The organism is Actinomycetospora corticicola, assembly GCF_013409505.1.
Classification (GTDB): Bacteria; Actinomycetota; Actinomycetes; order Mycobacteriales; family Pseudonocardiaceae; genus Actinomycetospora; species Actinomycetospora corticicola.
The window spans coordinates 981,904-1,004,724 of sequence record NZ_JACCBN010000001.1 but is presented as its reverse complement, the minus strand read 5'-3'; the positions used below and the strand labels follow the sequence as shown (position 1 = coordinate 1,004,724).

Below are 22,821 nucleotides of genomic sequence, written 5' to 3'. Positions count from 1 at the left end.
GCGGAGGGGACGCCGTGGTGGCGCGGCCCGAGGGGTCTCTTCCCGGCGTTCTCGGCGGTGAAAACGCCGGTGCCCTGCAGTGATCGGAGATCCAGCCTACGACGGGACCCTGCAGTTCCGATCGAGCGACAGTCTACGGACCCGGACGGGTGGTCGACCCGGACGACGAGGTGTCCGTCCGGTGAACGTCCGCCCGGTGGAGGTCCGCGGCGCGCGTGCGGGCGCCGCTGCCGAGCAGCCGGGAGACGATCGGCCACGAGGCGACCCGCAGCGCGGTCGCGCGCAGCACGGTCACCACCCGGTTCCCCGGCAGGAAGAAGTGCCGCGCCCGGCGGGCCGCGGAGCGGGCGGAGCGGGTGCCGGGGCGGCGCTCGGCCTCCCAGGCGGCGAGCGCGGAGGGCACGTCGGGACCGATCCCGTCGTCGGGAACCCGCAGGTGGCGGCCGAGGGCCTCGCCGCCGGCGAGCGCGAGCGCCGAGCCGTGACCGGAGTAGAGCGTCGGGCACCATGCCGAGTCACCCAACAGGACCACTCGTCCGCTGCTCCAGCGCCGGAGGTGGATCTGACCCACGGTGTCGGCGTGGGTGGTGCCGGCCTCGCCCACGAGGTCGAGGATTTCCGGCATGAGCCCGTCGAAGTCCCCGTAGACCGCCCGGAGCGCCTCCTCCGGCCGCGCGGCGGGCTCCGTGCCGGCCGCCTGGGCGAGGTCGGCGCGGTAGGTGAAGAAGACGACCGGGTCGTGGCCCGCCATCGCCATGAGGTGCGCGGTACGGCCGGGCTCGACGAGCACCACGTAGTCCCCCTCGACGAGGGTGCCCGGCAGCCGGGGCAGGACCGCCGAGACGACCACGTGGTCGAAGTCGTGCCGGAAGGCCGCCTCGGGGCCGAACACCATCTCCCGCACCGCGGAGCGCACCCCGTCCGCGGCGACCACGAGGTCCCACCGCCCGGTCGCGCCGTCGAGGGTGACCGTGCCGTCGTCGGCGACGGCGTCCGGGGCGCAGGAGAAGCGGACCTCCACCTCCGGGGGCAGTCCCTCCCAGAGCGCCGCCTCGAGGTCCCCGCGCACCAGCGCCAGGCTCACGCCGTCCTCGACGACGGCCGCGTCGACCCGCGAGGTCGTCCGACCGCGCCCGTCGACCCCGGTGATGATGCCGTCGGCCGGGAGGCGGCTGCGCAGGGCCTCGTCGACGCCGAGCCGCTCGGCCGCCTCCACGCCCTCCGGGGCGAGCCGGACGAAGTAGCCCCCGGTGCGGCGGGCCGGAGCGCGCTCGCAGACGGTGACCCGCCAGCCCGCGCGGTGCAACGACGTGGCGGCGGCCAGACCGGCGATCCCGGCCCCGACGACGAGGGCATGCGGCGCGGCGATCACCGGTGGGACCACCACCGGGGCGGTGCGCGCCGGTTCGTCGACGGTCGTCACGGCTCCGAGGGTAGGCGGGAGCGGCGCACCACGCCCTCGGAAGCGGTGCGGGTCTCCTGCGCCGTGGGACGCGAGAGGCCCCCGCTCCGCCGTCGGTGACGGCGGGACGAGGGCCCGGGCGGATGCGGGTCAGATACCCGCGGGCTCCCAGCGCACGAAGGCGCGGCAGTCGCACTGCGCGCAGTCCTGCGCGACGGTGTAGTGCTCGTGGGACTCGCGGGGGTGCTTGCAGGTGCACAGGTCCACGAGCGGGATGCGGGCCAGCGAGGGCGGCATCGGACGGCGGAGCACGGTCGGGCGGTGGGTGCGGGACGGGTCGATGAGCTTCATGGCGAGGTGATGTCCGTGGTGGTCGCAGGGGTGGTCGACGGGCACGCGGCCGACGGGGAGGTCCCCGTGACGCGCGGGAGTCCGGGCACGCGGTTCGCGTGCACGGACGACCCGGTCCGGGTGGTGGTCCCGGTGCGGGCCTTCACTGCCTCGGCCGACCCCCGGCGCACACGGGCCAGTTCCCGGCGTGTGCGGTCGAGCTCGGCCAGGGCGACGTCGCGCTCGCGCTCGACCTCGCCCACCCGGTCCTCCAGGGAGACGACCTTCCAGGCCGCGGTGAGGGTCAGCCCCTCGTCGAAGAGCGCGCGCACCCTGGCGGCGAGGGTCAGTTGCCGGCGTGTCCAACGCCGGTGCCCGCCCGCCGATCGCTGCGGACGGAGCATCCGACCCGCGTCCAGACTGCGCAGGAACGCCGGTTGCACCCCGAGGACGTCCGCGGCCTGACCGGTGGTCAGGGCGGGTACGTCCTCGTCGTCGAGGCCCTCGGCGCCCACTGCTCGTCGCGTCCTTGCGGTTCGTCCCCGGGAGACCCGGGAGTGCTTTTCGTGCAGGTCACACGCGGCTCGAGACCGGGCGACCCGTCGAAAAGTTCTACTCGGGACTGCAACTTCTGTCAACGATTCAGACGGGTCGGTCACCCCGACGGTGCGCTCTCACATCTTCGGGGGAATCGGGACGTGTGAGTGAGCCGAACGGGGTAACCGCACGGGACGATGCCGTGGCCCGCGAGCGGTGGAGGTAGACCCGGCATGACGACGGTGGCCGTTCCGACGTTGCCGACACGCCTGTCCGCCCGCTACGAACCCGGCGCGGTCCTGGGCCGTGGTGTCGGCTCGGTGGTGATCCGCGCGCACGACACCCTGCTCGGGCGCGACGCGGCGGTGAAGATCTTCCGGGTCGAGTGCGACCCGCGGGCCGACCGCGAGCTCACCCTGCTCGCCCGCTTCGACCACCCGGGGCTCGTCCCGGTCTACGACGTCGAGGAGCACGACGGCCGCGCCTTCGTCGTGATGGCCCTGCTCGGCGGGGGGTCGCTGACCTCGCGACTCGCGACGACGGACGGCGGGCTGGGGCTCGCGGTCGCGCTGCGCACCGCGGCCGTCGTCAGCGGCGCCCTCGACCACCTGCACCGGGCCGGTGTCACCCACCGCGGGGTCACTCCCGCCAACGTGCTCTTCGACGGCGACGGACGGGCCCACCTCGCCGACTTCGGCGTCGCCCTCGTCGCCGACGCCCCGCGCATCACCGACACCGGACTGACCGTGGGCGCCGCGCCGTACCTCGCGCCGGAACAGGTCCGCGGGGAGATCGCCGGCGCCCCGGCGGACCTCTACGCCCTCGGCCTGGTGCTGATCGAGGCCCTCACCGGCCGACGCGCCTTCCCGGGCGACCCGCTCTCGGCCGCGCAGGCGCGGCTCGACCACGGTCCGGCCCTGCCCGAGGGCGTACCGGGCGACGTCACCGACCTGCTCGCCGGGATGACCGCGACCGACCCCGCCGACCGGCCCGACGCCGCGACCGCCTCCGGCGCCCTGCGCCGCGCCCTGGTCGAGGCCGAGCCGCCCACGGCCGCCCTGCTCACCGCCCCCGGCGTCACCCCCGGCGTCCGGGCGCTCGGTCCGGCCGCGACGACGGGTCTCGGCGGCCTCACCGTGGTCGGCCGCGCGCCCGCCCGCACCGCGGTGCCCCGCAGCACCGGGACGCGCGGGGCGCTCGTGCTGGCGGGGCTCGCCGCCAGCGCCGTCCTTGCCGGGACCGTCGCGATCGCGTCCTCCGGGCCGGTCGCCGAGGTGTCGGCCGACGACCGGCCGGCCGTGGTCGCCGGGGGCGCCACCGTCGGCGCACCCGACACCGCCGGGCCGCCGGCGATCGTCGTGCCCGCCGCTCCGCCCGCCGCCGAGGAGTCGTCGCAGGAGTCGTCGGAGGCCCCGGCGGAGGAACCGTCGTCGGAACCGGTCGCGCAGCCGGTGCGGCGGACGACGCCCACCGCCGAGAGCGGCCGGACGTCCCGGCCCGCGCCCACGCGGACCGCCGAACCGACCACCCCGGAGGCCACCGAGCCCGCCCCGACCCGGGTGGAGCCGGACCAGGACCAGGACGACGAGGCCCCGGACACCGACCGGCCGACCCGCCGTCCGGGTGCGGTCGGCGAGGTCCTCCAGGGGGTCGGCGGCCTGGTGGGTGGCGTGCTCGGCGGCGGTCGCTAGCGCTCGATCGCCTCGACCAGCACCCCGCCGCCGGTCTGCCGGGCCAGGCGCGCCTCGACGCCGGCCAGGGAGGCGGCCGCGCGGCTGCACGGGAAGCCGTACTTCGCCCGCACGCGCTCGCTCGCCTCGGTCAACGCCGCGCGGGTCCGGCGCCCGAAGTCATCGAGCGGGTACATGGTGCCCTCCTCGAGGTACTCGGCGAGCACCAGCGACGGCGAGTACACCCGCTCGGTGGTGCCGTCGGGCCGGCGGAGGCGGACGTGCATCTCGGGCATGGGGACATCATGACCGACCCGCACCGACCCGCACCGACCCGTCGTCGGGAAGCCTCAGCGCTCCGCCGGGAAGGGCTGCCCCGGCTCGGCGCGGCACGGGGCACCCCAGATGCCGCGGTCGTCGGCGACGGCCTCGGCCTGCTCGCGGGCGAAGACCGGCGCGTACCAGAGCCTGCGGGTGGTGTCCGCGGCGACGACACCCGCGAGCAGCGCCGCGTCGGTGTAGCTGAGCTGCGAGGGCAGCACGACGTAGGCGAGGCGGCGGCCGGCGTCGTCGACCTCGGGGACGGTCGGGTCCGGCACGAGCGTGACCGTCTGCCCGGACAGGGTCCGGTCGGCGAACCGCAGCGCCTCGGCGGCGCCGCACTCCCCCGTCGCCCGCTGGGCGCCGGCCGACCGGGGCGCGCTGATCCCGAGCACGGCGACGACGGCCTCCGAGTCGCCGACCCGCACCACGACCTCGTCGCCGGAGTCGACCCGGACCACCTGACCGAGCATCGTCGGGTGCGAGCTCGCCGGGGCCGAGGAGACGGGCGAGGTCACCACGGTGCTCGGCGCGGGGACGGTGACCTCGGGGGCACGGGGGGCCACGAGCAGACCGACGACGACGCCGAGCGCGACCAGGGCGACCGCCCCGAGGGCGATCCGGGGCCACGACGGTCCGGGGCGCACCGCACGGTGGGCTCCCGTGGCGGGCCCGAGCTGGATCCCCATCGGCCTCCTGTCGTCGCGGACGTTCTCATTGCCAGGATCCGTCCGGGCTACACCCACCGGTTCGACCGCAACGGGGTGACGTCGAGGCTGAACGGGTGACCGTCGCGGGTAACCCGTCGGCGTGAAGAAGCTGATCAACGACGCCGGGGACGTGGTGGGCCAGGCGCTCGAGGGCGTGGTCCGGTCCACCCCGGGCGCGGCCCTCGTCGAGGGCACCACCGTGCTCGTCCGGACGGACCTGCCGACGGATCGGGTCGCGGTGCTCTCCGGTGGCGGCTCGGGCCACGAACCCGCCCACGCCGGCTACGTCGGCCCGGGCCACCTCGCCGGCGCGGTGTGCGGCGAGGTGTTCGCCTCCCCCTCCGCCGACGCCGTGCTCTCCGGCATCCGCGCCTTCCGCGACCACCCGGGGGTGCTGCTCGTCGTCATGAACTACACCGGCGACCGGCTCAACTTCGGGCTCGCCGCCCAGCTCGCCCGGGCCGAGGGGATCGCGTGCGAGATGGTGACGGTCGCGGACGACGTCGCCCTCGACGCCGACGACGACGTCACCGCCGGGCGCCGCGGTCTCGCCGGGACGGTGTTCGTGACGAAGGTGGCGGGCGCGGCCGCCGACGCGGGGGCGTCCCTGGAGGAGGTGGCCCGGACCGCTCGGGACGCCGCGGCGGCGGTGGGCACGATGGGGGTCGCGCTCTCGGCCGCCACCGTCCCGACGGCGGGTGAGCCCGGCTTCGTCCTCGAGGCCGACCAGATCGAGATCGGCCTGGGCATCCACGGCGAGCAGGGGGTGCGGCGCGAGTCGTTGCGCCCGGCCGACGAGCTCGTCGACGAGGTGCTCGACACCGTCTGCGACGACCGCGGCTTCGGCGCGGGCGACCGGGTCGCGGTGCTGGTCAACGGCACGGGGGCGACGCCGCCGATGGAGCTGTCGATCCTGCTGCGCCGGGCGCTCGAGCACCTGGCGGCGCGGGACGTGACCGTGGAGCGGGCCTGGGCCGGCACGTTCCTGTCCTCGATCGACATGGCCGGCTTCTCCGTCGCCGTCCTCGGGCTCGACGACGCGCGCCTGGAGCTGCTCGACGCCCCGGCCCGCTCGGCGGCGTGGCCGTCCGGCGCGGGCGTCGTGGCCGACGGGGTGGCGCTGGTGCCGGACGCCCCCGAGGAGGCGGCGGCGGCCACGTCCTCGGGGGTCGCGGCGCCGGAGGGGATGCGGGACGCGGTCGAGGCCGTGTGCGCGGCGGTCCGCGAGGCCGAGCCGCACCTCACCGAGCTGGACACCGCCACCGGCGACGGCGACCTCGGCACCTCGCTGAACCGCGGGGCGGACGCGATCACCGACGCGCTCGACTCCTACCGCTGGGACGACCCGGTGGCGGTGCTCCAGGGGCTGGCCGCCACCCTGCGGCGGGCGATCGGCGGCACCTCCGGCCCGCTCTACGCGACGGGGCTGCTGCACGCGGCGGAGCACCTGGCCGACGGCGGGACCTGGGCGACGGCGCTGCAGGCGGCCGCCGACGGCGTCTCCGACCTCGGCGGGGCGAAGGCCGGGGACCGCACGATGCTCGACGCCCTGCTGCCCGCGGCGTCCACGCTCGCCTCGTCCGGGTCCGCGTCGGACGCCCTCGACGCCGCCCGGAAGGGTGCGGCGTCGACCGAGACGATGGCGCCCCGGCGTGGTCGCTCGTCCTACCTCGGCGACCGGGTCCAGGGGCACCGCGACGCCGGGGCGGAGGCGGTCACGGTGTGGCTCGCTGCGCTCGCCAGGTGAGCACTCGGTGGGCCGATAGCCCCACTGAGTGCTCACAGGCCTCCGGCACCGAGGGTCCGCACGTCCAACCGCCGGAGCACCCGGTCGGCGACCTCCGGGTCGACGCCGGGCTCCGCGCGAGCGGCCACGACCTCGCGCCGGGCGGCGGCGAGCGCCACGGTCTGCACGCGCTGCCACTGGTCGCGCCGCCGCTGGAGCCGGGCCAGGCGCTCGCGGTAGTCCTCGTCGGCGTCGTCGTCCGTGGCGCCGGCCCGGGGCACGTCGTCGCCCGCGAGGGTCCGCCCGATCCGCCCGAAGCGGGTGCGCACGGCGTCGAGGACCTGCTCGCCCTGCTCGTCGTCGACCCCGAGCGCCTCGCGGTCGACGGTGCGCAGCTCGTCGAGCGCCGCCCGGCGGGCACGCAGGGCGAGGTCGCGTTCGGCGGCCGCCGCCACCCCGTCGTCCTCCCGCAGCCCGAGCCACCGGACCAGCCAGGGCAGCGTCAGACCGGGCCCGACCAGGGTCACCACGAGCACGGCGCAGGCGATGATGACCAGCTCCGCCCGGTCGGGGAACGGGCTCCCGTCGTCGAGGGTCAGCGGGATCGCGAGGGCCAGGGCGAGGGTCGCGAGCCCCCGCATCCCCGCCCACGTCAGGACCGCGGCCTCCGCCGCCGTCGCCGGGGCGCGCTCCTCGCCCCGCCGTGCGGCCTGCCGCGCGTAGGCCAGCCAGGTCACCGTCATCCAGGCCGCCCGCACGCCGACGACGACCACACACACGACGGCGGCGTGCGCGAGGATCTCCCCGAGCGAGCGGTCGGCCTGCTCGACCACGGCGCGCAGCTCCAGCCCGATCAGGGCGAAGGCCACCCCGGTCACGAGCAGCTCGACGACGTTCCAGAACGACGTCGCCGTCAGGCGGGCCTCGGAGGCGTCGGCGTCGGCGTGCTGGCGCACCTGCAGCGCCGTGACCACCACGGCGATCACGCCGGATGCGCCGAGCGCGTCCGCGGCCAGGTACACCGCGAACGGCAGGACGAGGGTGAGCCCGTTGCCGGCGACGACGTCGGTGAGCCGGTCGAGCAGCCGGCGGACGAGCCACGCCGCGGCGAACCCGAGCGCCACCGCCACCACCGCGCCGTAGACGAACCGCAGCACGATCGTCCCGCTGCCGAGCTCACCGCCCGCCGTCGCGGCGGCGATCGCGGTGGTGAACACGACCAGCGACGTGGCGTCGTTGAACAGCCCCTCGCTCTGCAGGGTCGCGACGAGGCGGCGCGGCACCCGCAGCGGTCCGGCGACGGCCTCGACCGCGACCGGGTCGGGCGGGGCGACGGCGGCGCCGAGGGCGAGCGCCGCGGCCACCGGCACCGCGGTGAGGGCGACCAGCGTGCCCGCCACCGCTGCCACCGTCGCCACCACGAGGCCCACGGCGAGGAAGGCGATCGCCCGCCAGCGCTGGCGGAACAGCGCCCACGAGGTGCGCTGCGCGGTCGCGAAGAGCAGCGGCGGGAGGAACAGCGGGAGGATCAGTTCCGGGTCGATGTCCGGGGCCTCGATCCCCGGCACGAAGGCCGCCGCCGCGCCGAGCAGCAGGAGCAGGACCGGCCAGGGCAGCCGCAACCGGTCGCCCGCCCCCGCCAGGAGCACGGCGGCGGACATGGCGCCGACGACCACGAGGAGCACCGTCACCGCCCGACCCTAGGGGGCGTTCGGCATGCTGTGCGCCATGGCCGGATTCGGGGACTTCGTGGGCAAGGCACTGCAGGTCGGGCTGGACATGCTGACCTCGACCGAGGAGAAGGGGCCGGGGCAGCGCGACGCCGCGGGCCCGCCCGCGCCGGGCGGTGTCCGGACGGTGCCGTCCTCGGAGCGCGCGCGGCAGATCAGCTACGCCCCCGATCTCGACGGTGCCGCCGACCCGGGCGAGATCGTCTGGACCTGGGTGCCGTTCGAGGAGGACGCCTCGCAGGGCAAGGACCGGCCGGTGCTCGTCGTCGCCCGCGCCGCCGAGGCCGGGGAGCTGCTCGGGCTGATGCTCTCCTCGCAGGGCCACCGGGCCGACGACGCGAACTGGGTCCCGATCGGCTCCGGGCCCTGGGACCGCGAGGGCCGCGACTCCTACGTGCGGCTCGACCGCGTGCTCGAGGTGCCCGAGCACGGCATCCGGCGGGAGGGCGCGGTGATGCCGAAGGACCGCTTCGACCGGGTCGCCGGCGAACTGCGCTCCGCGTACGGGTGGCACTGACCGGACGGCACCGACCGGCGGGAACGGCTCAGGCCAGGGTGAACCACGCGAGGCACGCGGCGCCCGCGACGATGCAGTAGACACCGAACGGGCGCATCGAGCGGTGCTCGAAGTACCGGGTCAGGAAGCGCACCGAGACGTACGCCCCGACCCCGGAGAGCACCGAGCCCAGCAGCACCTGGCCGCGGATGCCGTCGCCCGCCGGACCGAACAGCTCCGGCAGCTTGAGCACCCCCGCCGCCAGGATCACCGGCGTCGCCAGGAGGAACGCGAACCGGGCGGCGTCCTCGTGGGAGAGCTTCGACAGCAGGCCGCTGCCGATCGTCGCGCCGGAGCGGCTGATCCCCGGGAGCAGGGCCAGGATCTGGGCGGCGCCGATCAGCACCGCGGTCAGCAGCGGCAGGCGGGCGAGCCGGGCGTCGGCCTGCTCCTCGGGGGTCGTCGCCGTGGCGACCCGGGAGCCGCGCAGGACCTGGGTGGGGGCGTCCAGCCGGACGGTCGGGGCGTCCACCGCCCCGGCCCCCGGTCCCGTCGCGCCCGCCGGGCCTGCCGCGCCCGCCGAACCCGCCGCGCCGGCCCGGCGTCGCGCGAGCTCCTCGACGGCGATGAGCAGCAACCCGTTCGCCACGAGGAACGCGGCGGTCGGCACCGGCTTCGCGAGCAGCGTGCGGAAGAGCTGGTCGAGGACGAGCCCCGCGAGCCCGACCGGGATCGTCGCGAGGACGAGCATCCAGGCGAGCCGCTGGTCGTCGTTCTCCACCCGGCGGTCCCGGACGCTGGTGACCAGGCCGGTGAGGATTCGCACCCAGTCACGCCAGAAGTAGACGATCATGGCCAGCGCGGTGGCGACGTGCAGGCCGACCACGAAGGCGAGATAGGGCGAGTCCTTCGCGGTGACGTCCAGATCGCGCGCCCAGGAGCCGCCGAGCACCGCGGGCAACAGGATCGAATGGCCCAGACTGGACACCGGGAACAATTCGGCGACGCCCTGCAGCGCCCCGATGACGGCAGCTTCCAGCCAGCTCAGATGTGCCGACACGAATGACGGTCCTCTCGGTCGACGACGTCCTTCGAATCGTATCGGGAAAGAATCGGCAAAATTCCGCCCGCCGACACGGAAAGGAATCGGGGTCGACGTGCGGATCACGATTCGGTTGCTAAAGTGCCCCGGTCGGATCACGGCCCGGTCACGTTCCCCCGCTCCCACGACCGGTCCGCCGCCTGGAAGAGGTGACCCCGCACCATGACCGCTGCCCTCGGCGCCCCGTCCCTCGGCGTCCACCCGCTCACCGCCGTGCTCGGCATCGCCGCCGGCGCCGTGGGTGCTGCCGCCCTCGGCGGGATCGGCGCGCACGCGACGACGATCTCCGCCCCCGCGATCACCACGGTCGCCGCGGACCTCCACCTGACCGCCGGGAGCACCCCAGCCGTCGGGAACGCCGCGGTGGCGCCGGTGTCCGCGGAGCCGACCTCGGCGGCCGCAACGGTGCCGGAGCTGACCAAGGCGGCCGGGATGCAGGCGCAGGCGACGAAGATCGACGCCGCGATCGACCGGTTCGAGTCGAAGATCGGGTCGACGAACTACGAGAACTGGTGCGAGCGGGCCGTCGAGAACGCCTTCGGCACCCAGGGGCACTACGCCAGCGCGATCCAGGACTGGGAGTCCCAGCAGCAGCAGCACAGCGACTGGCGCCACGCCCCCCGCGGCGCGATGGTCTTCTACGACACCTCCTCCGACGGACACGTCGCGCTCTCCCTCGGCGACGGCCGGGTCGTGTCCTCCAGCGCCCACCACCAGGTCGGCATCGTGCCGGTGGACTTCTTCCAGCGGCCGCTCGGCTGGGCCTACGCGCCGTACTGAGCCCGCGGCCCGCCCCCGCTCGACCCGGCCACGTCGTCGGTCCCCTCGGCTAGGGTGATCGACACCACGACGGGAGGGGGTGGACACGGTGAGCGTCACCTCGGAGCGGCCGGCGCCCGGGCTCCTTCCCGACGCCGGGCCGTCCCCCACCTGGCGGGAGCGGGTGGCCTCCGCCGTCGAGCTCGGACGCACCACGCGGGTCGGCCAATTGGCGCGCGCCGGCCTGATCACCCTGCTGCTGGTGCTGCTGGCCGGGGTGCTGGCGCTGGTCGCCGCGCTGCGCACCGGCGCGGCGGCGGACGACGTCGTGGAGCGCAGCGGGCCGCTCACCGCCTCGGCGCAGGAGCTGTACCGCGCGCTCTCGGACGCCGACGCGAGCGCCGGGCAGGGCTTCCTGCTCGGCGCCGCCGAACCGGCGACGCTGCGCCTGCGCTACCAGACCGACCTCGCCGCCGCGGGTCGCGCGTTGGCGGTCCTCGGCGCCGCGTCGAGCGGGACCGGCGCGGACGCGGCGGCGGTCACCACCCTCACCGAGGGGCTCCCGGCCTACACCGGGCTGGTGGAGACGGCCCGGGCCGTCGACCGACAGGGCCTCTCCTACGGCTCGGCCTACCTGCGGGAGGCGTCCGCCTTCCTGCGCACGGACCTGCTGCCGGCGGCCCAGCAGATCGGGGACCTCCAGTCCGCCGCGCTCGCCGACGCCCAGGACGGGGCGGACGGCGGGGTCCTGACGGTGCTCGCCCTCCTCGTGCTCCTCGCCGCGCTCCTCGCGACGTGGCGGCTGCACCGGCGGATCGCCCACACCACGAAGCGGCGCCGCACCCCGGGCGTGGTCGTGGCCGGGGCGGCCCTGGCGCTGCTCGGGGTGTGGACGGTCGTCGCCCTGGGGGTGAGTGCGCTCGCCACGGCGAACGCCCGCGACGCCGGCGCGGAGCCGAACCGGGAGCTCGTCGCCGCCCGGGTCGCCGTGCTCCAGTCCCGCAGCGACGAGATCCTGACGCTCGTCGCGCGCTCGACCGGGGGCGCCTACGAGCAGGACTACGTGAGCCGCAGCATCGCCCTCTACGGGTGGGAGGGGCTGCTGGACCGCGCGCGCACCGCCGCGGGCGACGGACCGGTGGCCGACGACGCCACGGCCGCCCAGGACGCGGGGCGGCGCGGCATCGTCGTCCACGAGCTGGTCCGCACGCTCGACGTCAGCGGGCAGTACGACCAGGCCGTGGCCCTCGCGCTCGCCGCCGGCGCCGACGGCGGGCAGGGCTCGGTGCAGCAGGTCCTCGACGCGCTCGACCGCGCCGTGGCCACCACCTCGACGACGAGCGCCCGGGACGCGGACACCGCCCGGGCGGCGACGCTGCTCCTCCCCCTCGGCATCGTGCTGCTGACCCTCGTGGCGGCCGGTGGGCTCGTCGCGGGCGTGTGGCCGCGGCTGCAGGAGTACCGGTGACGGCGGGCCGACGGGTGGGGCGCCGGTCGGCCCTGCTCGTGCTGCTCGTCGCCCTCGTCGCGGGCTGCTCGTCGGCGGCGCCGACGACGCCGGTGGAGCCCGTCCGCCCGGTGCCCGCGGGCACCACGGTGGTCACCGGTCCGGCCACCGCCGCGCGCGACACCAGCTGCGGCGACCCCCGCGTGAGCCTCACCCCCACTCCCCCGCCGCCGCCCGGCGCCATGCCCGCGGGGTCGACGATGGCCGCGATCGTGGCCCGGGGCGCCCTGATCGTCGGGGTCGACCAGGCGACGGTCCCGCTGAGCTACCGCGACCCGCGCACCGGCGAGCTGACCGGGCTCGACGTCGCCGTGGCCCGGGAGATGGCCCGCGCGATCCTCGGCGATCCGTCCCGCGTGCGGTTCCGCATCGAGAGCTCCGCGCAGCGCATCCCGAACCTGCTCGACGGCTCGGTGGACATGGTGGTGCAGGCCATGACCATCACCTGCGAACGCAAGCGCCAGGTCGGCATGTCCGCGGTCTACTACGAGGCGGCGCAACGCCTCGTCGTGCCGCGGACCTCACCGGTGACCGGCATCGCCGACCTCGGGGGCCGGCCGGTGTGCGCCCCCCTGGGCACCACCTCGATCGCCACCCTGCAGAACAGCCGCGGGGCGAACGGGCGACCTCCCACGGTGGTCGGCGTCCCCGAGAACAGCGACTGCCTCGTGCTGCTCCAGCAGGAGCAGGTCGACGCCGCGACCACCGACGACGCCATCCTCACCGGGTTCGCCCTGGAGGACCGTCGCCTCGAGGTGCGTGGCGCCGCGCTGGACGCCGAGCCCTACGGCATCGCGGTCGCCCCGGGGCGCACCGACCTGCTGCGGTTCGTCAACGGGACGCTCGACCGGATGCGCGCCGACGGGACGCTCGCCGCGATCGCCACCGCCACCGTCGGGAACGCGGCCGCCGTCCCCACCGCCGTCACCTACGCCGGATGACCACGATGAGCCCCGGGACCAGTGCGCCGGACCGCGACCGGCTCGACGCCGACCTCGCGGCCGCCGAGGACGCCGTGGCCCGGGCGTCGGCGTCGCTGGTCGACCTCGAGGCGCACCCGGGGCACGGGCTGCTCACCGCGGGCGGCTTCACCGGGATCTCCGCGCGGCGCCGTGAGGAGACCCTCGCGACCGTGGCCGACCTGCACCGGGACCTCGCGCTCTACCGGCGGGCCGTGGCGGCCGCCCGCGAGGCGCGGGGCACCCGGTCCCGGCCCGGCGTCGAGGAGCTCCTCGCCGCGGACGAGGCCCTGCACGGCGAGACGGTCGTCGTCGCCGAGGAGGCGGTCCCCCTGCAGCGCCGCGGGCTGCTCGGGCCGACCTCGCAGGTCACGCTCACCACCGCGGACGCCCTGCTCACCCGCATGACGGCGGGGTTCGACGCGGCCACCGACGTCGTCGCGACGGTCGCCGCGGTGTGGGACGCCGTCGCGGCGCAGCTCGGCCCGCTCGAACGTGTCCTCGACGAGCTGCGCGCCACGGCCACCGGGGACCACGCCGACGCGCTGCGCCGGTGCGTCGCCCGGATCGACGGCCTGCGCGCCGCCGCGCTGGCCGACCCGCTGGGCCACGCCGACCCCGCCGCCCCGGTCGACCCGGCCGGGCTCGCGACGGTCGGTGCGGAGGTCCGGGTGGTCCGGGCCGCGCTCGCCGAGGTGCGGGCGCTGCAGACGGGCCTCGCCGACCGGGTCGCGGAGCTCACGGCCGCCGTCGACGCCCTCGCCGTCCTCGAGGCGGACGCCGGACAGGTCGCCGCCGAGGTGGGGCGCCGGATCGTCGGGTCGGCCGGCCTGCCGGTCCCCGCGCGGCGGGCCCCCGGGCTGCGCGCCGCGCTCCGTGCGAGCCACGCCGACGCGCAGGCCGGGCGCTGGGCCGCCGCGTCCGCCGGGTTCGCCGCCGTCACCGCGGACGTGGGCGCGGCCCGCGCGGCCGCGACGTCCGACCGCTCCGTGCTCGCCGGGCTGCTCGACCGCAGGGCGGAGCTCCGCGGCCGGCTCGGCGCGCTGCGTGCGAAGGCGGCCGCCCGGGGTCGCAGCGAGGACCTCGACCTCGACGCGCGGTACACCCGGGCGCACGACCTGCTGTGGACCGCGCCGTGCGACCTGGCCGCCGCCACCGTCGCGGTCCGCGCGTACCAGCGGGCCCTCGAGGACGGGGGCGGGTCGTGACCGCCGCTCCGCCCACGCTCTGCGTCCGCCCCGGCTGCGACGGCACGCTCGAGGACGACGGGTTCTGCGACACCTGCGGGCGAGCGGCACCGGCCGGAGCGGGCGGGTCGGGCGAATCCGGCATCCCGTCGGGGGCGGGCGTCGGAGCCCTCGGGGAGGGGCCGCCGACCGCCGCCGCGTCCCCGGCCGCGACCGGGCCCGCCACGGCGGCATCCGTGGCCGCCGTCGGCCCTGCCACGGCCGCGTCGGGCGGCTCCGGGTCGTCCCCCTCCGGTCGTGTCCCGAGCGGGTCGGGCCGGACGGGGACCGGGCCGGGGTCCGGGCGCACGCGGTCGGGGTCGAGCCGGCGGCGGATCGGTGCCGGGTTGGTCGCCATCGAGCCGGAACCGGCCGCCGACCCGGCCGACGCGGTGCTGGCCGACCCGGTGGTGCCGGAGAGCGGTCGGTACTGCGGGGCGTGCGACGCGGAGGTCGGGCGCGGGCGCGACGGACGACCCGGCCGCACCGAGGGGTTCTGCCCGCAGTGCGGCACCCGCTTCTCGTTCACGCCCGCCCTCGCGCCCGGGGACGTGGTGGCCGGCCAGTACGAGGTGCTGGGTTGCCTGGCCCACGGCGGCCTCGGCTGGATCCACCTGGCCCGCGACCGCCGGGTGCGCGACCGGTGGGTGGTGCTCAAGGGCCTGCTCAACACCGGGGACGCCGCGGCCCTCGCCGCCGCCGACGCCGAGCAGGACTTCCTCGCACAGCTGGTGCACCCGCACATCGTGCGGATCTACAACGTCGTGACCGACGGGGACGCGACCTACATCGTCATGGAGTACGTCGGGGGGCGGTCGCTGCGGGCCATGCGCGACCCGCGGGAGCCGATGGACCCCGAGCACGCCCTGGCCTACGTGCTCGAGGTGCTGCCCGCGCTGGCCCACATGCACGAGCGCGGCCTGCTGTACTGCGACTTCAAGCCCGACAACGTGGTGCAGACCGGCACCGACGTCACCCTGATCGACCTCGGCGCGGTGCGGCGGATCGACGAGCCGGGCGGCGACGTGTGGGGCACGGTCGGCTACCAGGCCCCGGAGATCGCCCCGGACGGCGTCGGGCCGTCCGTCGCCTCGGACGTCTACACGGTCGGTCGCACGATCGCGGTGCTCGTGGCGAACTTCGACTTCCACGGCGCGATGCGCGACGTGCTCCCGTTCCCGGAGGACGCCCCGGCCCTCGAGGAGGAGCCGCTGCGCCGACTGCTCGAGCGGGCCACCGCGCCCGACCCGGCCGCTCGTTTCGGGAGCGTCGAGGACCTCGCCGAGCAGATGGTCGGGGTGCTGCGCCAGCTCACCGCGGTCCACACGACACCGCCGCCGCGGCTCTCCACGGTGCTCGCGGCCCCCTCGGCGTCGGTGGGGGTCGACGGGCCGGCCTCCCCCGCCGAGCTCGCGGCCGCGCTCCCCCCGCCGCTGCCCGACCCCGACGACCCGTCGACGCCCGAGGTGGTCGCGGCCGCCACCCAGGGCCCGCGCGCGGTCCTCGCGGCGGTCTCGGCCGAGGGCGCCCTCGACACCGACCAGGCCCGCCTGTCCGCGGTGACCGCCCACCTCGACGCCGGCGAGGTCGAGGCCGCGGGCCGGGCCCTCGAGGAGCACGCGGTGCCCGGGGAGTGGACCTGGACGTGGCTGCGGACCCGCCACGCGGCTGCGGCCGGCCGGGGCGCGCTCGCCGAGCGCCTCGCCGACGAGGTCGCCGACGCGCTGCCGGGCGAGCTCGCCCCCCAGTTCGCGCTGGCCTCGCTCGCCGAGCACCGGGCGTCGGACGCCGGGGAGCCGGCCGCCGGGATCACCCGGGAGCGCTTCGAACGGATCTGGCGCACCGACCGCACGTGGACCGGCGCGGCGTTCGCGCTGGCCCGGCTCCGCGTGGCCTGCGGTGACCGGGCGGGCGCGGTGGCGGTCCTCGACGAGGTGCCGCCGACGTCGGTCCACGCGCCCGACGCGCGGGTCGCGGCCGTCCGGGTGCTCCTCGGCGCGCCGCGTCTGACACGCTCGGCGGTCATGGAGGCGGGAACACGCAGCGAGGCGGTCGACCTGGACCCGTTGCGTGCTGCCACGCTGCAGACCGAGGTCCTGCAGGCCTGCCGCGGCCTGGACGCCGACGAGCGCACCGGCACGGTGTTCGGCTGCGCCCTCGACGACGACGCCCTCGGGTTCGCCCTCGAGGAGCGCTACCGGCTGCGGGCCCGTTACGCCCGCACGACACCGGAGCGGTTCGCCCTGGTCGACGCGGCGAACGACGCCCGGCCGTGGACCGCCCGGTGAGCGCGGCACTGGGAGCCGCGTGTGCCGTGTGCGGGGAGACCGGTGACCCCGGCGACCGGTTCTGCGAGGGGTGCGGCACGGCGCTGCCGGAGACGGTCGGCAGTCCGGACGGGCCCCGGCGCGGCACGCGCGGGTATCCGGTGACCGCGCGGGTGACGCTCCTCCCCACCACGCCGGTCGCATCCGGCCCGCCGGGGGCCGAGAATCCCGGCACGGACCACGAACGGTCGCAGACGACCGACAGCGAGCCGCCGCACGCGGCGTACGGGGAGGGCACCATCGCCGACACGACCACCGGGCACGCCGACCGGGAGGCGTGCGACGGCACCGTGCCGCCCGGGGCGCGGGACCACGCCGAGCACGACGTCCCGGGCGCGGCGGCGATCACCGACCTCGGGCGCGTCCGCGCGGCCAACGAGGACGCCTACGGGCTCGCCCGGCTGCCGTTGGCCGGGGAGGTCGGGGACCTGGTCGTCGGGGTGGTCTGCGACGGCGTCGCCTCCGTGCCGGGCAGCGAGCGCGCCTCGCTGGCGGCCTGCGCCGCCGTCCTCGAGGCCGCCCGCGACGCGCTCGCCCATCCCGACACCGACGACCCGGACCTCGCTCCCACCGGTGGGGTCGACCTCACCGAGCTCGCCCACGTGTGCGCCGACGCCGCGACCGAGGCGGTGACGGAGCTGGCCGGGGACCGGGACGCCCCCGCGTGCACGTACGTCTCCGCGCTCGTCGTCGACGAGATCCTCGTGATCAGCTGGATCGGCGACAGCCGTGCCTACTGGCTGGTGCCCGAGGCCCCGGAGGACTCCGTGGTGCTGACCACGGACGACTCGTGGGCGGCGGAGGCGGTCGCGATCGGCCTGCTCGACGCCGAGACGGCCTACGCCGACCCCCGGGCGCACGCGATCACCCGCTGGGTCGCCGCGGACGGGCCGCCCGGTCCGGCCCACGTGGTGGCGCACGCCGCGGACCGGCCGGGGATCGTGCTGATCTGCAGCGACGGGCTGTGGAACCACGTGCCCGCGCCGGCGGATCTCGCGCGGCTCGTCGCCGACACACCCGCGGAGACCGCGACGGCGATGCTCGACGCCGCGCTCGACGACGGCGGCACCGACAACACCACCCTCGTCGTGGTCGACGTGACGGTCCCGGAGCGGGACACGCCGTGACCGGTCCGCGGTTCACCGTCGAGGCCTTCCACGAGGCGCACCTGCCCGAGGGCGGCCGCGAGGTGGACGCGATCGTGGCGGTGACCGCGACGGAGACGGCCGACGCCGCGAGCACGGCGGAGTCGGCCGTGGTGGTGCTGATCGACTGCTCGGGCTCGATGGGCGACCCCGCGACGAAGATCGCGGCCGCACGTCGCGCCACCCTCGCCGCGCTCGACGCGGTGCCGGACGGGGTGCTCGTCGCGGTCGTGGCGGGCCGCCACGACGCCCGGCCCGTCCTCCCGACGGCGGAACGTCTCGTCGTGCTGGACCCGACCACGCGACGCCAGGCGGCCGCGGCCGTCGAGGCGCTGACGCCGTCCGGGGGCACGGCGATCGGCTCGTGGCTCCGGCTCGCGGAGCGGCTGCTCGCGCCGCACCCGCGCCGCCTGCGGCACGCGATCCTGCTGACCGACGGCCGCGACGAGCACGAGACCCCCGAGGACCTCGCCGCCGCGGTGGCGGCCTGCGAGGGCGTCTTCACCTGCGACGCCCGCGGGGTCGGCACCGACTGGGTCGTCGAGGAGGTCCGCGGGATCGCGCAGGCACTCCTGGGCACCGCCGACATCGTCGCCGAGCCCGAGGGGCTCGCCGCGGACTTCGCGGGCATCGTCGACCGGACGATGGGGCGGGGCGTCGGCGACGTGTCCCTGCGGGTGTGGGCGCCCCGCGGGGCCACGGTGCGCTCGGTCAAGCAGGTGTCGCCCACCGTCTCCGACCTCACCGACCGCCGCACGCCCGACCCGACGAAGCCCCTGGTCGGGCTCTACCCGCTCGGCGCGTGGGGCGACGAGACGCGCGAGTACCACGTCCGGATCGCGCTGGAGCCGCTCGCCGTCGGGGAGGAGATCCTCGCGGCGCGGGTGGGGGTCGCCGCACCCCCCGCGCCCGGCGGGGACGCGGCGGAGACGCTCGCCGAGACCCGGGTGCCGGTGACCTGGACCGCCGACCCGTCGCTCGCGACGCGGCTGGACCCGCGGGTCGCGCACTTCACCGGGCAGGCCGAGCTCGCCGAGGCCATCCGGGAGGGGCTCGACGCGCGACGGTCCGGCGACGTCCGCACCGCGACCGCGCGGCTCGGCCGGGCGGTCGCCCTCGCCGCGGCGTCGGGCAACGCCGAGACGTCGGCGCTGCTGGAGAAGGTGGTCGAGGTCGAGGACCCGACGACGGGACGGGTGCGGCTGCGACGCGGGGTGACCGCGGTCGACGAGATGACCCTGGACGTCCGGTCCACGCGGACGGCACGGGTGCGGGAGGGCCGGTGAGCGCGACCTGCCGGCGCGGCCACAGCTCGGAGACCGCCGACTTCTGCGACGAGTGCGGCATCCCGATCGGCGACGACCCGGCGTCGGGACCGGTGGAGGAGCTCCCGGAGACCGGCGGGGACGGGCCCGCCGAGCGGTGCCCCGTGTGCGGCACGCCGCGGACCGGGCGGTTCTGCGAGGAGGACGGGCACGACTTCGTGGTGCCGGGCGGCACCCCCGCCCCGGCCGCACCCGCCGTCGGGACCGGACCCGACCCGGCGTCGGGAACGGGTGCCTGGCGCGTGACGGTGGAGGCCGACCGGCGCTACTACGAGAGCGTCGTGGCCCGCGAGGGCCCGGACATCGCGGCGGTGACGTTCCCGAACTACTACCCGCGGACCGAGCTCGAGCTGGCCGGTGCGGAGGTGCGGATCGGACGGCGCCGCGTGCACGGCTCCACGCCGCCGCCGCACATCGACCTGGCGGGGCCGCCGCTCGACCCCGGGGTGTCGCACCTGCACGCGGTGCTGCTCCCCCGGCCCGAGGACGGCGGGTGGTCGGTGCTCGATCCCGGGTCGACGAACGGGACCACCGTGAACTACGCCGACGACCCGATCGCCCTCGACACCGTCGTCCCGCTGCGCGCGGGCGACCGGGTGCACGTGGGCGCGTTCACCACGCTGCTGATCAGCCGCGACTGATCAGGAGCTCGCGCCGGACTGCCACTGCGAGAAGGGCATCTCCCAGTCGCCCCAGCGGTCCCAGATCGGCAGCGACGGGCCGCCGGAGTTGGTCACCTCGACGACGTCGCCGATGCCGAAGTGGTCGTAGAACCACTGCGCGTCGGCCGGGCTGAGGTTGACGCAGCCGTGGGAGACGTTGTCGGTGCCCTGCTGCCCCACCGACCAGGGGGCGGAGTGGACGAACTCGCCGTCGTTGGAGATGCGCTCGTCGAGCAGCACGGTCTCCTTGTAGTAGCCGGGCTGGCCGGGCATGACGCCGTAGGTGGCGGAGTCCATGACCACGCTGGGCGCCTTGTCGGAGATGACGTGCGGGCCGGTGTGGGTCGGGAACTGCTGCGACCCGAGGCTGATCTTCATCGTCCTCACGAGCGCGCCGTTGTCGAAGATCTGCATCTGCTCACTGGCGCCGTCGGCCTTCGCGACCCAGGCGTCGTGCACGTGGAAGGTCTCGTGCACGTCCTTGGCGCCGAAGGCCCCGCCGCCGAGGTCGGTGCCGTAGAGCTTGCCGTCGAGCCGCACCGTGCTCCCGGCCTTCCAGTACTCCGCCGGGCGGTAGTCCACCTGGGTGGAGGAGATCCAGTGCCAGGCGCCGGTCTGCGGCGGTGTCGAGGTGACCGTGAGGGCCTTGACCGCTGCGTCCTTGTCGGAGACGGCGTGGCTGAAGGTGACCGCGAGGGGCTGGCCGACCCCGACGTCGGTGGTGCCGGGGTCGACGGCGGCGGAGTCGGTCTGTTTCGGGTCGAGCGTGGTCACGGTGGACTGCACGTGGGTCGGGGCACCCTGCGGGGAGACGGCGTCGGTCACCACCGTGTAGGTCCGGCCGTAGGCGAGGGGCTCGTCGGTGGTCCACGTCGACCCGTCGGCCGCGGTGGTGCCCGCGACCTGGTCGCCCGCGGGGTTGGTCATCCGCACGGACGTGAGCCGGCCGCCGTCGGCGTGCACGCGGACCGGCGTCGCGGGGTTCACGGCGACCGCGGGGTCGACCGTGACCCGGGGCCCCGGGGGCAGCGCCGGGGAGGCGGCGGCCGCGGGCGAGGCGGCTCCCGCACCGCCGGCACCGGAGGACGAGCAGGCGGTGAGCACGGCGACCGCGGCGACGAGGACCGCCGAGAGCACCGCGCCGCGGGCGCGCACGCCCGTCCGTGTCGACCCCTGCACGTCGGTACCCCGCCTCCCGGCGCCCCGTGCGCCGGGCTCCACAGTGGCACACCCGCTTGGACGCACGGGTGATCGCCCCGGGTCGTTTTCGCAGGTGGGACGCCTGATTCCTGCCTTGCTGGGGCCCCTGTGTGCGGTTCGGGCGGTACGTCTGGGCGGTGGTGGCGGCCACCCGGCCCGGCGGGACCCGGGGTGGCTTCGAGTCGGCTCGAAGCCTAGGTTCGTCTGCGTGACGAGCACGCTGGAGCACGCGCACCCCTCCTCCCGTCTGCGGACGGTCCTCGAGTCGGCGGCGACCGAGGACGGCACCCTGCCCCCGCTCGACCAGGAACTGGTGCGCGCGATGGCCCTGCCGGAGGATCTGCCGGAGACGCTGGGCATCGCGGAGGTCGCGGACCTCACCGGGATCACCGCGCACACCCTGCGCTACTACGAGCGCATCGGGCTGCTCTCCGTGGCGCGGGACGCGGCGGGCCGGCGCACGTACGACCGCGCGGCGCTCGGCCGGATCATGTTCGTCACGTGGTTGCGCCTCTCGGGCATGCCGATCGCGACCGTGACCCGGTACGTCGAGCTCGCCCAGGCCGGCGCGCACACCTCCGACGAGCGGCTCGCCCTGCTCCTCGAGCACCGCCGCGCGGTCGTCTCGCACCTACGGGACCTCCAGGCCGCGCTCTCCGTCGTCGACTACAAGATCGCGGCCTACGGCGGAACCGCCGGCGACTGAGCCGGAGACGTGCGCAACTCTGGGCTGAACGGATTTGGTGTTGCACCCGAACGGCGTAGGACGATGGGAGGATGACGCCGGAGTCGGGAGGCACCGTGGACCGCATCGTGGACGACATCGTGTCGACCGACGACCTCCGGGTCATGGAACGACCCAACCTCGCCCGGGCGACCAACTACCTCGTCGGGGGCGGCGCCAACTTCGCCGCCGACCGCGCCGCCGTCCAGACGTTGCTCGCGATGGACCCCGACGTCGGGCTGCGCTTCCGGGCCTCGCGCGCCTTCGTCGGCCGGGCGGTCCGGGCCGCGCTCGACACCGGCTGCGACCAGTTCCTCGAACTCGGCTCGGGCATCCCCTCCCCCGGTGGCCTGCACTCGTTCGTCGGCCCCGCGGACGCCGCCGTCGTCTACGTCGACGTCGATCCCGTGGCGGTGGCCCACACCTGCGAGCTGCTCGCCGCCCAGAAGGAGGCGGACCGCACCGCCGCCGTGCGGGTCGACCTGCGCGACGCGGGCCGGGTGCTCGACGAGGTCCGGGCCACGGGGCTCGTCGACCTCGACCGGCCGCTCACCGTCGTCTGCAACGCGGTGCTGCAGTGGATCGCCGACAGCGACGCCGACGACCTCGCCGAGGTCCTCGAGCGCTACCGCGAGGCCCTCGCGCCGGGGAGCCTGCTCGTGCTGAGCGTGCCCCACCCCGACCTGCTGGAGGGCGCCGAGCGCGAGGAGGTCCCCCCGATCATCGAGGCCGCGGTCGCCCCGCTCCGGCTCCGCAGCCGCTCCGAGTTGACCGCGATCCTCGGTCGCTGGGAGGTCCTCGGGCCGGGGATCGTCGACGTCGTCGACTGGCCGGTCGTCTCGGGCACGGAGCCCGCCGGCTTCTACGCGGTGATGTGCACGGCGCGCGACTGACCGACCCGGACACCCTTGCGGACGTCACCCCATCGTGTAGGCGCGGGCCCGTGTCGTCACGAGGAGACTT

General features: G+C 76.3%; 21 protein-coding genes. 13 read left to right on the top strand and 8 right to left on the bottom strand.

Annotation, left to right across the window (positions count from 1 at the left end; genetic code table 11):
- Positions 1–133: 133 nt before the first annotated feature.
- The 3 genes from BJ983_RS04740 to BJ983_RS04730 form a co-directional block, all read right to left on the bottom strand.
- Complete coding sequence (locus BJ983_RS04740; protein ID WP_179792764.1) at positions 134–1,423, bottom strand: FAD-dependent monooxygenase; 1,290 nt, start codon at positions 1,421–1,423, stop codon at positions 134–136.
- Positions 1,424–1,552: 129 nt separating this feature from the next.
- Positions 1,553–1,753 (bottom strand): hypothetical protein, encoded by a 201-nt coding sequence (locus BJ983_RS04735; protein WP_179792763.1) that lies wholly within the window; start codon positions 1,751–1,753, stop codon positions 1,553–1,555.
- A complete protein-coding gene (locus tag BJ983_RS04730; RefSeq protein ID WP_179792762.1) occupies positions 1,750–2,247 on the bottom strand; it encodes a MerR family transcriptional regulator in 498 nt (165 codons plus the stop codon). Before BJ983_RS04730 ends, BJ983_RS04735 begins: the two co-directional genes overlap by 4 nt.
- Before the next feature lie 255 nt (positions 2,248–2,502).
- Here BJ983_RS04730 and BJ983_RS04725 point away from each other — a divergent pair, with 255 nt between their 5' ends.
- Complete coding sequence (locus BJ983_RS04725) at positions 2,503–3,960, top strand: serine/threonine-protein kinase (protein ID WP_179792761.1); 1,458 nt, start codon at positions 2,503–2,505, stop codon at positions 3,958–3,960.
- Here BJ983_RS04725 and BJ983_RS04720 read toward each other — a convergent pair.
- Both BJ983_RS04720 and BJ983_RS04715 read right to left on the bottom strand, forming a co-directional pair.
- The gene (locus tag BJ983_RS04720) at positions 3,957–4,235 is read right to left on the bottom strand and encodes an MSMEG_0570 family nitrogen starvation response protein (RefSeq protein ID WP_179792760.1); all 279 of its coding nucleotides are present in this window, start codon (positions 4,233–4,235) and stop codon (positions 3,957–3,959) included. The two genes, BJ983_RS04725 and BJ983_RS04720, sit on opposite strands and share 4 nt — an antisense overlap.
- 54 nt (positions 4,236–4,289) lie before the next feature.
- On the bottom strand, positions 4,290–4,949 hold the full coding sequence (locus BJ983_RS04715; protein ID WP_179792759.1) for a thermonuclease family protein: 660 nt from the start codon (positions 4,947–4,949) through the stop codon (positions 4,290–4,292).
- Between the two features lie 121 nt (positions 4,950–5,070).
- Between BJ983_RS04715 and BJ983_RS04710 the strand changes: the two genes are divergently transcribed.
- Complete coding sequence (locus BJ983_RS04710; protein WP_179792758.1) at positions 5,071–6,717, top strand: dihydroxyacetone kinase family protein; 1,647 nt, start codon at positions 5,071–5,073, stop codon at positions 6,715–6,717.
- Positions 6,718–6,749: 32 nt separating this feature from the next.
- Here BJ983_RS04710 and BJ983_RS04705 read toward each other — a convergent pair whose 3' ends face one another.
- Positions 6,750–8,387, bottom strand: coding sequence for a Na+/H+ antiporter (locus BJ983_RS04705; RefSeq protein ID WP_179792757.1), 1,638 nt, complete (start codon positions 8,385–8,387; stop codon positions 6,750–6,752).
- Between the two features lie 37 nt (positions 8,388–8,424).
- Here BJ983_RS04705 and BJ983_RS04700 point away from each other — a divergent pair, with 37 nt between their 5' ends.
- Entirely contained in the window at positions 8,425–8,943 is a 519-nt protein-coding gene (locus BJ983_RS04700) for a type II toxin-antitoxin system PemK/MazF family toxin (RefSeq protein ID WP_246325530.1), read from the top strand.
- Between the two features lie 28 nt (positions 8,944–8,971).
- Here BJ983_RS04700 and BJ983_RS04695 read toward each other — a convergent pair whose 3' ends face one another.
- Positions 8,972–9,982 (bottom strand): undecaprenyl-diphosphate phosphatase, encoded by a 1,011-nt coding sequence (locus tag BJ983_RS04695; protein WP_179792755.1) that lies wholly within the window; start codon positions 9,980–9,982, stop codon positions 8,972–8,974.
- A gap of 204 nt (positions 9,983–10,186) precedes the next feature.
- Between BJ983_RS04695 and BJ983_RS04690 the strand changes: the two genes are divergently transcribed.
- From BJ983_RS04690 to BJ983_RS32090, 8 genes are all read left to right on the top strand, one after another.
- A complete protein-coding gene (locus BJ983_RS04690; RefSeq protein WP_179792754.1) occupies positions 10,187–10,804 on the top strand; it encodes a C40 family peptidase in 618 nt (205 codons plus the stop codon).
- Positions 10,805–10,892: 88 nt separating this feature from the next.
- On the top strand, positions 10,893–12,251 hold the full coding sequence (locus tag BJ983_RS04685; RefSeq protein ID WP_179792753.1) for a serine/threonine-protein kinase: 1,359 nt from the start codon (positions 10,893–10,895) through the stop codon (positions 12,249–12,251).
- A complete protein-coding gene (locus BJ983_RS04680) occupies positions 12,248–13,231 on the top strand; it encodes a transporter substrate-binding domain-containing protein (RefSeq protein WP_179792752.1) in 984 nt (327 codons plus the stop codon). The genes BJ983_RS04685 and BJ983_RS04680 overlap by 4 nt, the downstream gene beginning before the upstream one ends.
- Positions 13,228–14,457, top strand: coding sequence for a hypothetical protein (locus BJ983_RS30485; protein WP_179792751.1), 1,230 nt, complete (start codon positions 13,228–13,230; stop codon positions 14,455–14,457). The genes BJ983_RS04680 and BJ983_RS30485 overlap by 4 nt, the downstream gene beginning before the upstream one ends.
- Positions 14,454–16,763, top strand: a complete 2,310-nt coding sequence (locus tag BJ983_RS32095) for a tetratricopeptide repeat protein (protein WP_179792750.1) — start codon at positions 14,454–14,456, stop codon at positions 16,761–16,763. The genes BJ983_RS30485 and BJ983_RS32095 overlap by 4 nt, the downstream gene beginning before the upstream one ends.
- Positions 16,760–17,929, top strand: a complete 1,170-nt coding sequence (locus BJ983_RS30480) for a protein phosphatase 2C domain-containing protein (RefSeq protein ID WP_179792749.1) — start codon at positions 16,760–16,762, stop codon at positions 17,927–17,929. The genes BJ983_RS32095 and BJ983_RS30480 overlap by 4 nt, the downstream gene beginning before the upstream one ends.
- Positions 17,926–19,233: a VWA domain-containing protein gene (locus tag BJ983_RS04660; protein ID WP_179792748.1), complete on the top strand. Its 1,308-nt coding sequence runs from the start codon at positions 17,926–17,928 to the stop codon at positions 19,231–19,233. The genes BJ983_RS30480 and BJ983_RS04660 overlap by 4 nt, the downstream gene beginning before the upstream one ends.
- On the top strand, positions 19,230–19,913 hold the full coding sequence (locus BJ983_RS32090; RefSeq protein WP_179792747.1) for an FHA domain-containing protein: 684 nt from the start codon (positions 19,230–19,232) through the stop codon (positions 19,911–19,913). Before BJ983_RS04660 ends, BJ983_RS32090 begins: the two co-directional genes overlap by 4 nt.
- On the opposite strand, the gene BJ983_RS04650 is transcribed toward BJ983_RS32090, so the two are convergent.
- Positions 19,914–21,089: a L,D-transpeptidase gene (locus BJ983_RS04650; RefSeq protein WP_343053722.1), complete on the bottom strand. Its 1,176-nt coding sequence runs from the start codon at positions 21,087–21,089 to the stop codon at positions 19,914–19,916.
- A gap of 253 nt (positions 21,090–21,342) precedes the next feature.
- Between BJ983_RS04650 and BJ983_RS04645 the strand changes: the two genes are divergently transcribed.
- Together BJ983_RS04645 and BJ983_RS04640 are read left to right on the top strand one after the other, a co-directional pair.
- Positions 21,343–21,840, top strand: coding sequence for a MerR family transcriptional regulator (locus BJ983_RS04645; RefSeq protein ID WP_179792745.1), 498 nt, complete (start codon positions 21,343–21,345; stop codon positions 21,838–21,840).
- A gap of 95 nt (positions 21,841–21,935) precedes the next feature.
- Positions 21,936–22,751 (top strand): SAM-dependent methyltransferase, encoded by an 816-nt coding sequence (locus tag BJ983_RS04640; protein ID WP_179792744.1) that lies wholly within the window; start codon positions 21,936–21,938, stop codon positions 22,749–22,751.
- Positions 22,752–22,821: the final 70 nt, after the last annotated feature.